This window comes from Streptomyces sp. NPDC032940 (genome assembly GCF_040636935.1).
Taxonomy (GTDB): domain Bacteria; phylum Actinomycetota; class Actinomycetes; order Streptomycetales; family Streptomycetaceae; genus Streptomyces.
The window spans coordinates 1-10333 of sequence record NZ_JBEZVJ010000064.1 but is presented as its reverse complement, the minus strand read 5'-3'; the positions used below and the strand labels follow the sequence as shown (position 1 = coordinate 10333).

The following is a 10333-nucleotide window of genomic DNA, read 5'->3' as shown; positions in this document are numbered from 1 at the left end:
CCCGCCCGGCCAGCCCCCGCCGCCGGGGCCCGCCGCGCCCGGCACCCCCGGCGCGCCCGTGCCGCGCCCCGGGCCGGGCACCCGGGCTCCGGCGCCGCCGCCGGCGCGGGCCGGCCGAAGGGCCGGGCGGCGCGGCCGGGCGTGGTGGCCCGGGTCCTGCGCGGCCGGCCGGCCGGCCCGTTCGGTGCCCCGGTCGGAGGCGGCGGGCGCGGCATCGCGCGGCAGGGACATCGACGGCTCCTGACGGTTCAGCGGGCGATGACGTGGCGGCGGGGCAGCCACGGCAGTTCGGCTGCCGTGCGCAGCATCGGCAGGACGGGGGTGCGCACGCCGACCGCGAGGTCCTCGTGGAGCAGGGTCCGCCCGTCGAGGAAGCGCAGCAGCCGCCGGGCGGGGACGCGGTCGAACAGCCGGAAGAACAGGTCGGGGCCGTCGACCCGGCCGGTGTCCAGCGCGCGCAGCAGCACCGCGTCCATCAGGCGCGCCCGGGCCGGGTACGGCGCCGGCGGGACCGGGCGGCGGCCCGCGCGGACGGCACGGGCGACGGCCTCCGCCTGGCGCTGCACGGCGGCGAACGTGTAGCCGGTGGAGGCGCGCGTCGCCCCGCCCGCCGTGCCGATCCGGAAGACGCTGCCGCGGTCGCCGGCCCGCCGCTCGAAGACGGCGTCGGTCATCGGGATCGCCCCCTGTTCCGTCGACAGGACCTCCGCGGCGCCGAGGAGCAGGACGCGGCGCGTGTACTCCTCCAGGGCACGGTCGTACCGCTCGGCGGTCAGCGGCTCGGGGCCGAACTCCGTGTACTCGACCAGCGCGGTGCGCCGGCCGGTCGGCAGGACGTAGCCGAAGGACAGGCCGCGCGCCGGCTGCCGGGTGCGGAAGTCCATCAGCTCGACCACCGACGGGTCGAAGACCGGCCGCCGGGTGCGGACGAACCAGCCGCGGAAGTGCTGGAGGAGACGGGTGCGCGCGGCGCCCGGACGGCCGGGCGGGCGGGAGTCGAAGACGCAGCGGGAGGAGAGCGAGACGCGTGCGCCGGCGGCGTCCGTGGCCGACAGCCGTGCGGTGCCGTCCGGCAGCGCCGTCACCGTGTCGACGGTGGCCTCCAGGCGCCGCAGCCCCGGGCGGTCCTTCAGTTCGCGGTCCACCAGCGCCTCGAAGTCGTCCGAGCGGATCATCTTGTAGCGTGCGGGCGCGATGTGACGCAGGACGACCTCGCCGGTGCGGCCGCGCACCCGCAGCCACTCCCACGACGCCGTCACCGCCGGGTCCCATCGGCCGGGTCCCGTCTCCCAGAAGCACCAGGTGCGCGGCGGCGGACGCAGCGGGCCGGCGGGCGGCTCGACCAGGACGACGGAGGGGGCCGGACGGCGGGGTGTGCCCGCCGGGAGCCGGTGCGCCAGCGAGAGGCCCGCGGCCCCGGCACCGACCACGACGATGTCCGCGTCGACCACGGTCCGCCTCCTTCCGTCCGGTCCGGCCGCGGTACCGGACGTACGCGGGTCCCTCGGCCCCACGGCCCGCCGGTTCGCAGGGGCTGCCACCACGGCCGCGACACGCGCGGGCTGCGCAGCCCGCGCACTGCGGGCCGCCCGCACGCGACGGTGCGGTGGCGTTGCTCCGGCGGAGTATTCCCGCCCCGCCCCGCTCCCGGACGCACGGCGCGCTGGACGGCACCGGTGGGTACCCGACCGGGCCCCGGGTGCCCGCCGGGCGGGTGACAGCCGGGCGGGAACGCGCCCGGGCGGCGTCGTGCCGGAGACGAAGGGGGAAAGGCTGACGCGGACCCACTTCGCCGGCCCGAGCCGACGGCCCGTACGCGTCCGTATCCGCGAGGGCGCACCCGGCCGACGTGGGACGGCGGCCGGCGGCACCCGCGCGGCGCCGCCGCAGCCGACGACGAGAGGACCCGCGATGCGCCGCAGCACGACCGGCGACGGCAGGAACGGACCGGAGGACCGGCCGGGGAGGCGGCCGTCCGCGGGGAAGGACCCGCGATGACCCGCACGGTGCCCGGCCGTACCGGTCACGTGGTGGTCGTCGGGGCCGGACTCGCGGGCCTGTCCGCCGCGCTGCACCTGCTGGGCGCGGGACGGCGGGTGACGGTCGTCGAGCGCGAGCCGCTGCCCGGCGGCCGGGCCGGACGGCGTGAGATCGGCGGGTACCGCCTCGACACCGGCCCGACCGTCCTCACCATGCCCCACCTCGCCGACGAGGCCTTCGCTGCCGTCGGCGAGCGCCTGCGCGACCGTGTGGACCTCCTGCCCCTCCACCCCGCCTACCGGGCGTGCTTCGCCGACGGCGGCACCCTGGACGTGCACACGGACGCGGAGGCGATGGAAGCGGAGGTGGAACGCTTCGCCGGCCCCCGGGAGGCGGCCGGGTACCGGCGGCTGCGCACCTGGCTCCAGCGGCTGTACGCCGTGCAGATGCGCCGGTTCATCGACGCCAACTTCGACTCGCCGCTCGGCCTGCTCACCCCGGACCTGGCCCGGCTCGCCGCCCTCGGCGGATTCGGCCGGCTGGACGCGCGCATCGGCCGCTTCCTCACGGACGAACGCCTGAAGCGCGTCTTCTCCTTCCAGGCCCTGTACGCCGGTGTCGCACCCGCCCGCGCCCTGGCCGCCTACGCCGTCATCGCCTACATGGACACCGTCGCCGGCGTGTACTTCCCGCGCGGCGGCATGCACGCCCTGCCCCGCGCCATGGCCGCCGCTGCGGCCGGCGCCGGGGCCGACCTGCGCCTCGGACGGGACGTCACCCGTCTGGAACGGTCCGGGAACCGCGTCACCGCCGTCGTCACCGCCCACGAGCGCATCCCCTGCGACGCCGTCGTCCTCACCCCCGACCTGCCCGTGGTCCACCGGCTGCTGGGCCGCCGCCCGCGCCGCCCGCTGCGGCTGCGCCACGCGCCGTCCGCCGTCGTCCTGCACGCCGGCACCACCCGCACCTGGCCCCACCTCGCCCACCACACGCTGTCCTTCGGCGCCGCGTGGCGGCGGACCTTCGACGAACTGACCCGGAGCGGCGCCCTGATGACCGACCCGTCCCTGCTGATCACCCGGCCCACCGCCGGCGACCCCGGCCTCGCACCCGCGGGCCGCCATCTGCACTACGTCCTCGCGCCCTGCCCCAACACCGACATCGGCCCGGACGCCGCGGCCTGGAGCGACCTCGCGCCCCGCTACCGCGACCGCCTCCTCGCCACCCTCGAACGCCGGGGACTGACCGGGATCGCCGCCGCCGTCGAAGTCGAGTGCCTGGTGACGCCCGCCGACTGGACCGCCCAGGGCCACGCCGCCGGCACCCCGTTCTCCGTCGCCCACACCTTCGCCCAGACCGGGCCCTTCCGGCCCCGCAACCTGGTGCGCGGCACGGACAACGCGGTCCTCGCCGGCTGCGGCACCACCCCGGGCGTCGGCGTGCCGACGGTGCTGATCTCGGGGAAGCTGGCCGCCGCCCGCATCACCGGCACGGCCCCGAGGGGCGGGCGCCGATGACCCGCCGCGAACTGGACGCGGCCGGCATCACCGACCCCGTGCTGCGCGCCGCCTACACCCGTTGCCGCCGCCTCAACGCCCGTCACGGACGTACCTACTTCCTCGCGACCCGCCTCCTGCCCGCCGACCGCAGACCGTCGGTGCACGCCCTGTACGGCTTCGCGCGGCGGGCCGACGACATCGTCGACGACATGGGGGCCGACGCGTCACCCGCCGAGCGCGCCGCCGCGCTGACCCGGCTGGAGGAACGCCTGCGGGACGCGCTGGCCGGCGGCCGGCCCGCCGGGGAGCCCGTCGCGCTCGCCGTCGCCGACACGGCCGCCCGCCACGCCCTCGACCAGGAGTACTTCACCGCCTTCCTGGCCTCCATGCGCAGCGACCTCACGGTCACCGACTACGCCACCTACGACGACCTGCGCGCCTACATGCACGGCTCGGCCGCGGTGATCGGCCTGCAGATGCTGCCCGTCCTCGGCACCGTGACGTCCCGCGCCGAGGCCGCCCCGCACGCCGCCGCGCTGGGCGTCGCCTTCCAGCTGACCAACTTTCTGCGGGACGTCGGCGAGGACCTGGACCGCGGCCGGGTCTACCTTCCCGCCGATCTGCTCGGCGCGCACGGCGTGGAGCGGTCCCTGCTGCGCTGGAGCCGGCGCACCGGCCGCCACGACCGGCGCATCACCGCCGCGCTGCGGGCCGCCGAGGACCTCACCCGGGCCGTCTACCGCGATGCCGCGCCGGGCATCGCGATGCTGGACCCCGTCGCCCGGCCCTGCATCCGCGCCGCGTACGTGCTCTACCGGGAGATCCTCGACGCCGTCGCGGCCGGCGGATACGCGGTACTGCACCGGCGCGCCGTGGTGTCCCACGGCCGTCGCGCGGCCGTCGCGGCGGACGGGATCACCCGGGTGCTGGCCGCCCGGCTCACGGCCCGGACCGCGCCGGCGTCCCGTCCCCCGGCGGTGCCCCACGAGGCGGAGGAGGCCCGATGAACGAGGACCCCCGGCCCCGCCGGGGCCGGTACCCGCTGCGGCTGCGCCGCCGCCCCGTTCCCTGGCAGCGGCAGCGCCCGACCTGGCGCGAGGCCCGCCCGGCCCTCATCGCCGGAGCCCTCGAGCGCGCGCTGGCCCGTCCGTCGGGCAACTGGTACGTGGTCGGCGCCGCCACCGGCGTACGCCCCACCCGGCCGCTCGCCACGAGGGTCGACGGCGTCGAGGTCGTCGTCTGGCGGGACGCGCACGGGCGGCTGGTCGGCGGTCCCGGCGTCTGCCCGCACCTCGGGGCCCCGCTGGCCGGCAGCCCGGTACGGTGCGGGACCCTCGTGTGCCACTGGCACGGACTCGCCCTGGACGGCACCCCGTTCGCCGGCTGGGAACCCCTGCCGGTCCACGACGACGGTCTCCTGGTGTGGGTGCGGCTGGACGGCGTGGGCCGGGAGACGCCCACCCCGGCTCCCCTCGGGCCCGCCCGGCCGGACCCGGCGGCCTCGCTGACGTCCGTCTGGCACGGCACCGGCCTCTGCGAGCCGGAGGACGTCGTCGCCAACCGCCTCGACCCCTGGCACGGCGCCTGGTTCCACCCGTACTCCTTCGTCGACCTCACCGTCGTACGCGCCCCGGACGACGCCGGGGACGACGACCGCTTCGTGGTGGACGTCTCCTTCCGGCTCACCGGCCGGCTCGTGGTCCCCGTACGGGCCGAGTTCACCGCGCCCGGACCGCGCACCGTGGTCATGCGCATCACCGAAGGCGAGGGTGCCGGCTCCGTCGTGGAGAGCCACGCCACGCCGCTGGGCGCCGACGACCGCGGCAGGCCCCGGACCACGGTCACCGAAGCGGTGCTGGCCACCTCGGACCGGCCCGGCTTCCCCGTGGCACGCCGCCTGGCACCGGCCCTGCGCCCGCTGCTGCGGGCCGCCGCAGGCCGCCTGTGGCGCGACGACCTCGCCTACGCCGAACGGCGCCGGGACCTGCGCCGTCGCGGCCTGTTCCCCGGCTGACCGGAGGAGGACCGTCATGCAGACCTTCCTGCCCCACCCCGGCTTCCGGGAGTCGGCGCTCGCCCTGGACCGCCGCCGGCTCGGCAAGCAGCGGGTCGAGGCGCTCCAGGTGCTGCGCGGCCTCACCGTGCCCGGCTACGGCTGGCGCCGGCACCCGGCGGTGCGGATGTGGACCGGCTACGAGGAGGCCCTCGTCCGCTACGGCCTGGAGATCTGCCGGGTCTGGCGCGAGCAGGGGCACCAGGACGGCTGCGCCGCCCAGTTGGTGGCCGGGCTCGCCGCGTCCCACCCCGGCACCGCCGTGCGCGACCAGCCGGAGCTGGCCGCCGCCGGGGAACTGCCGCCCTGGCTCGGGGACGACGCCTTCCACCGCAGCCACCGTTCGGCGCTGGTGCGCAAGGACCCCGACGCCTACGCCGGACTCTTCCCGGGGGTTCCCGACGACCTGCCCTACGTGTGGCCGGCCTCGGACCGAGAGCCGGGGGAGGTGTAGGGCCCGAGCGCGGGCGCCCGGCGCGGATTGGTCCCCGACAGGGCCCCGGAAGTGGACCTCGTGCCGGACCGCCCGGCTTCCTAACGTCGGCGGCATGAACTCCACCACCACGCGCGGGGCCCTGCTCGCCGCGCTCGCCTGTGTCCTCGTCGGAGGCTCCTTCACCGCCAACAGCCTGCTCGGCGACTACCCGTACGCCGGCGGCCAGTTCCTCCGCTACGGCCTGGCGTTCCTGCTGCTCCTCCCGTTCGCCGGGCCGGGTGCCGTGGCCCGGCTGCGCACGCTGGGGGCCGGCCACCGGCTCCGGCTCGCCCTGCTGGCGGCCGTCGGCATGGTCGGCTTCAACCTGGCCGTCCTCGCCGCCGAGCGCACCGCCGAACCGGCGGTCCCCGGCGTCCTCGTCGGCTGCGCGCCCGTGGTCGTGGCCGTGCTCGTCCCGCTTCTGGACGGGCGCCGGCCGCAGCGCGCCGTGCTCCACGGTGCGGCCCTCGTCGCCGTCGGGGCCTTCACGGTCCAGGGCTGGGGGCGCACCGACGGCGCGGGTCTCGCCTTCTCCGTGTGCGCGCTGGCCGGTGAGGTCGGGTTCGCGGTGCTCGCCGTGCCCGTCCTGCGCCCCCTGGGACCGCGTCTGCTGTCCACGGTGGTGTGCGGGACCGCCGCCGCCGAGTCCGCGATCGCCGGTGTGCTGCTCGACGGGGCCGGGTGGCTGCGACGGCCGGACGCGGTGGAGACCGGTGCGCTGCTGTGGCAGGCGGCGGTGGTCACCGTCGTCGGGTTCGTCTGCTGGTACATGGGCATGCAGCGCATCGGGGCCGAGCGCGCCACCCTGTTCTCCGGTCTCATCCCGGTCGCCGCCGCCGGCACGGCCCCGCTCGTCGGCACCGGCGCCTACGGCCTCGCGCAGGCCGTGGGCAGCGGCCTGGTGTTCGCCGGGGTGGCGGTCGGCTCGGGGGCCTTGGCGGCACGGTCCGCCCTGGCCGCCCGGCGCGGCCGTGCCCGGACGGCTCACCGGCTCGCCGAGCGCTCCTTGGAGAAGCTGTAGAGGTCCTGGGAGGTGCTGATCAGCTCCCGACGTTCGTGCACGGACCCGACCATGGGCTGCGAGCCGTGCAGCGGCACCTGGGCGCTCTCCGGCAGGAACCGCACCGTCACCAGGCCGATGACGCCGGCCGCCATCAGATAGTAGGCGGGCATCAGGTCGTTGCCGGTGATGCTCACCAGTGCCTCGGTGAACAGCGGCGTGGTGCCGCCGAAGGCGGCGACGGCGAAGTTGAAGCCGATGCCCATGGCCGCGTAGCGGACGGCCGTCGGGAACAGCGCGGGCAGAGTGGCCGCACTCGGCGCGGCGAAGCAGGCCAGCAGCGTGGACAGGATCAGGACCCCGAGCACGGGCGCCGCGGTGCCGTCCGACTTGAGCAGCAGGAACGCCGGCACGGCGAGGACGATCATCGCGGCGGCGCCGACGGCGTAGAGCGGACGACGGCCGACATGGTCGCTGAGCCGGCCGAGGAAGGTGATCAGCAGGACGATCCACAGCATGCCGATCAGCACCAGCACGTCGGAGAAGCCGCTGGAACGGCCCAGGGTCTCGGTCTGGTAGGTCGGCAGATAGCCGGTGACCATGTAGTTGGTGACGTTGTAGAGCAGCACGACGCCCATGCACAGCAGCAGCGGGCGCCAGTGGTCCTTGACGATGGTCCGGAACTCGCCGCCCACCGACTCCTGGGCGAGGCTCTTCTCGTGCTCGTCGAGCTGCTGCTGGAAGGCGGGGGACTCCTCCAGCTTGAGCCGCATGTACAGGCCGATGACACCGAGCGGCCCGGCGATCAGGAACGGCAGCCGCCAGCCCCAGGAGAGCATCTGTGCGTCCGTCAGCCACAGGTTCAGGGCGGTGACCAGCGCCGAACCCAGGGCGTAGCCGACGAAGGTGCCGAAGTCGAGCCAGCTGGAGAGGAAGCCGCGCCGCCGGTCGGGTGAGTACTCGGCGACGAAGGTGGTGGCCCCGCCGTACTCGCCGCCGGTGGAGAAGCCCTGGACCATCCGGGCGAGCAGCAGCAGGGCCGGCGCGGCGATGCCGATGGTGGCGTAGCTGGGGATCAGGCCGATGGAGAAGGTGCCGGCCGCCATCATGATCATGGTGGTGGCGAGCACCTTCTGCCGTCCGACGCGGTCCCCGAGGGGGCCGAAGACGAGGCCGCCGAGCGGGCGCACCACGAAGGCCGCGGCGAACGTGGCGAACGACGAGATGACCTGGGCGGCCGGGGAGGCGCCGGGGAAGAAGACCTTGCCGATGGTGGCGGCCAGGTAGCTGTAGACGCCGAAGTCGAACCACTCCATGCAGTTGCCCAGCGCCGACGCCCCGACCGCGCGTTTGAGGAGCGGCTTCTCGACGACCTGGACGTCCTCCTCGCGGAAGGCGCGCTTGGTGCGCCGGAGCCGGCGGACCAGTTCCTCGCGCACCTGGCGCGGGAGTGCCGCGACCGTGCTCGGCATCCTCGTCCGGCCGACGGGGCCGGACGTGCCGTCAGGCTTCGCGTCCGTCACGCTGCTGCCTCTCTGTTGCTCCACCACGTTTCGCCTGAGCGAATTGTGCGCCGCAATGATCGTCCGGCGCATGCCAGAGCTGCTGCCCGGGTTCGCGCGGGTCACACCGCTTTCCGGTGGGGCCGGGCCCCGGGCCTGCGGCCGGCCCGTTTGCGGATTCGAACCTCTGGGCGAACGAGAGCGCGCACCCCGGCGGTGGTCGCCGAGGTGCGCACGGGTCGGTGCGGGGCGCTCAGGGCTGTGCGGGCATGGTCCAGCAGTTGGAGCCGGCCGGCTTGCCCTCCAGCCGGTCGGTGAGCCAGGAGATGGCGGGGCCCTGGTCGGTGAGCAGGGGCGCGGCGTGGTTGAGCAGGCCGCTGCCGACGCCGGGCAGCAGGACCGGCGCGTAGGTGACCTGGCCGCCCCTGCGGCACCAGTCGACGGCCAGCTGACGGGCCTGCCCGTGCGGGACCAGGTCGTCGCTGACGCCGGTGGCCAGGCGCACCGGTCCGCTCGGCTTCGCGGTGCCGATGCGCTGCTCGTCGAGGAAGGCCTGGAGCGCGGGCTCGGCCCGGATGATGTCGCCGAGCGACTGCCCGGTCTTCGTCCAGGCCGTGCTCTCGTCACCGCCGTAGGAGAACAGGGCGTCGCCGATGCACATGGTCGACAGGTCCTCCAGTGCCTTCTCGCCCGCGGCGTTGACGTACCGCTCGGCGATGGGCCGCAGGGCCGGCTCGCTCTGGAGGAAGCCGTTGAGCGACCAGCCCAGCGCCCCGGCGAGGTCACTGCCGTCGATGGCCTCGGTGACCTTCACGAGGTCCGCGGGCGGCGCGCCCGCGTAGGTGCCGGCCAGCTCGACGTCCGGGGCGTACGACGCCTGGAGTTCGGCCGCGGCGGCCACTGCCCCGCCGCCCTGGCTGTAGCCGAACAGTCCCACGCGCGAGCCGGCGGTGACGGACGCCGACTCCAGGCCACGGGCGGCGCGTACGGCGTCCAGTACGGCATGGGCCTCGTCGACGCGGTTGACGTAGGTGTGCAGCCGGTCGGTGGCACCGAGACCCGCGTAGTCCGTGACGACGACCGCGACGCCGCGCGCCAGCAGCCGGTAGACCGACAGGTCCTCGTAACCGACCGAGACCGTCTCGCCGTTCAGCCGCAAGGGGTGTTCGAGGCCCATCGACGCGGCGCACTGGTCGCCCTGGCCCATGGTGCCGGGGGCGACCACGACCAGGGGGCGCGGTCCGTCGCCGCGCCAGCGGGCGGTCGGCTCGATGTAGGCGCCGGTGACGGCGACCGGTCCGCCGTTCGCGTCCGTGGACTTGTACATCAGGCGGGTCGCCCGTCCCGGCAGCGGGCCGCCGATGCCGGGCAGGCTCAGGGCGAGGCGCAGCGGCTCGCTGCGGATCAGGGTGCCGTCGGCGTCGGGCAGCGTGGAGGGCGGGGTGTAGAAGGCGGGGATCTCGACGCCGCGGGACACCACCGCGGCGTCGCCGTCGGTGGCGGCCGCCGGGACGGCCTGGGCGCCGAGCGCGAGGGCCGCGGCGACGGCCGCGGCGAGCATGCGGGGGCGTGAGGGCATGGCGAACCTCCTGGGGAAGGACCGGGCCGGTCGTCCGCCGGACCGGTGGTGAGGGGCCGTTGTCGCGCTGCTCCTGTGAGGTGTCGGGACCGTAACCGGACAGGAGTTACCGCGGGTAGCAGCTGACTGGTTACGGTTCAGTAACTTGACGCTTCGTCGGCCTGGTGGCGCCGCACGCGGCACGTGCCCTGGTGGGCCGGCGGCATGTGCGGGTCGTCCCGGTGGCGATGCTGCTGGGTGCCGCA

Annotated in this window: 9 protein-coding genes and 1 pseudogene; 6 read left to right on the top strand and 4 right to left on the bottom strand. The window is 75.9% G+C overall.

Going from position 1 to position 10333, the window contains the following annotated elements; translation table 11 throughout:
• Nucleotides 1–231: pseudogene (locus AB0E77_RS33850) on the bottom strand (hypothetical protein); the annotation flags it as partial.
• A 17-nt stretch (nucleotides 232–248) separates the two neighbouring features.
• Nucleotides 249–1451, bottom strand: coding sequence for a lycopene cyclase family protein (locus tag AB0E77_RS33845; RefSeq protein ID WP_361578740.1), 1203 nt, complete (start codon nucleotides 1449–1451; stop codon nucleotides 249–251).
• Between the two features lie 543 nt (nucleotides 1452–1994).
• Between AB0E77_RS33845 and crtI the strand changes: the two genes are divergently transcribed.
• The 5 genes from crtI to AB0E77_RS33820 all read left to right on the top strand — a co-directional run bounded on the left by crtI (nucleotide 1995) and on the right by AB0E77_RS33820 (nucleotide 7028).
• Nucleotides 1995–3497 (top strand): phytoene desaturase family protein, encoded by a 1503-nt coding sequence (crtI, locus tag AB0E77_RS33840; RefSeq protein ID WP_361578737.1) that lies wholly within the window; start codon nucleotides 1995–1997, stop codon nucleotides 3495–3497.
• Nucleotides 3494–4486 carry a phytoene/squalene synthase family protein gene (locus tag AB0E77_RS33835; RefSeq protein ID WP_361578735.1) on the top strand — a complete coding sequence of 331 codons (993 nt, stop codon included), beginning with the start codon at nucleotides 3494–3496 and terminating at the stop codon, nucleotides 4484–4486. Before crtI ends, AB0E77_RS33835 begins: the two co-directional genes overlap by 4 nt.
• The gene (locus tag AB0E77_RS33830) at nucleotides 4483–5493 is read left to right on the top strand and encodes a DUF5914 domain-containing protein (RefSeq protein WP_361578733.1); all 1011 of its coding nucleotides are present in this window, start codon (nucleotides 4483–4485) and stop codon (nucleotides 5491–5493) included. The genes AB0E77_RS33835 and AB0E77_RS33830 overlap by 4 nt, the downstream gene beginning before the upstream one ends.
• A gap of 16 nt (nucleotides 5494–5509) precedes the next feature.
• Nucleotides 5510–5986, top strand: a complete 477-nt coding sequence (locus AB0E77_RS33825) for an MSMEG_6728 family protein (RefSeq protein WP_361578730.1) — start codon at nucleotides 5510–5512, stop codon at nucleotides 5984–5986.
• A 94-nt stretch (nucleotides 5987–6080) separates the two neighbouring features.
• Nucleotides 6081–7028: an EamA family transporter gene (locus AB0E77_RS33820; RefSeq protein ID WP_361578727.1), complete on the top strand. Its 948-nt coding sequence runs from the start codon at nucleotides 6081–6083 to the stop codon at nucleotides 7026–7028.
• On the opposite strand, the gene AB0E77_RS33815 is transcribed toward AB0E77_RS33820, so the two are convergent.
• Together AB0E77_RS33815 and AB0E77_RS33810 are read right to left on the bottom strand one after the other, a co-directional pair.
• Complete coding sequence (locus AB0E77_RS33815; protein WP_361578746.1) at nucleotides 6992–8479, bottom strand: MFS transporter; 1488 nt, start codon at nucleotides 8477–8479, stop codon at nucleotides 6992–6994. The two genes, AB0E77_RS33820 and AB0E77_RS33815, sit on opposite strands and share 37 nt — an antisense overlap.
• A gap of 283 nt (nucleotides 8480–8762) precedes the next feature.
• Nucleotides 8763–10088, bottom strand: a complete 1326-nt coding sequence (locus tag AB0E77_RS33810; protein WP_361578724.1) for a lipase family protein — start codon at nucleotides 10086–10088, stop codon at nucleotides 8763–8765.
• Nucleotides 10089–10252: 164 nt separating this feature from the next.
• Here AB0E77_RS33810 and AB0E77_RS33805 point away from each other — a divergent pair.
• Nucleotides 10253–10333 (top strand): hypothetical protein (locus tag AB0E77_RS33805; protein ID WP_361578743.1); only part of this gene is annotated, 81 nt, incomplete at its 3' end.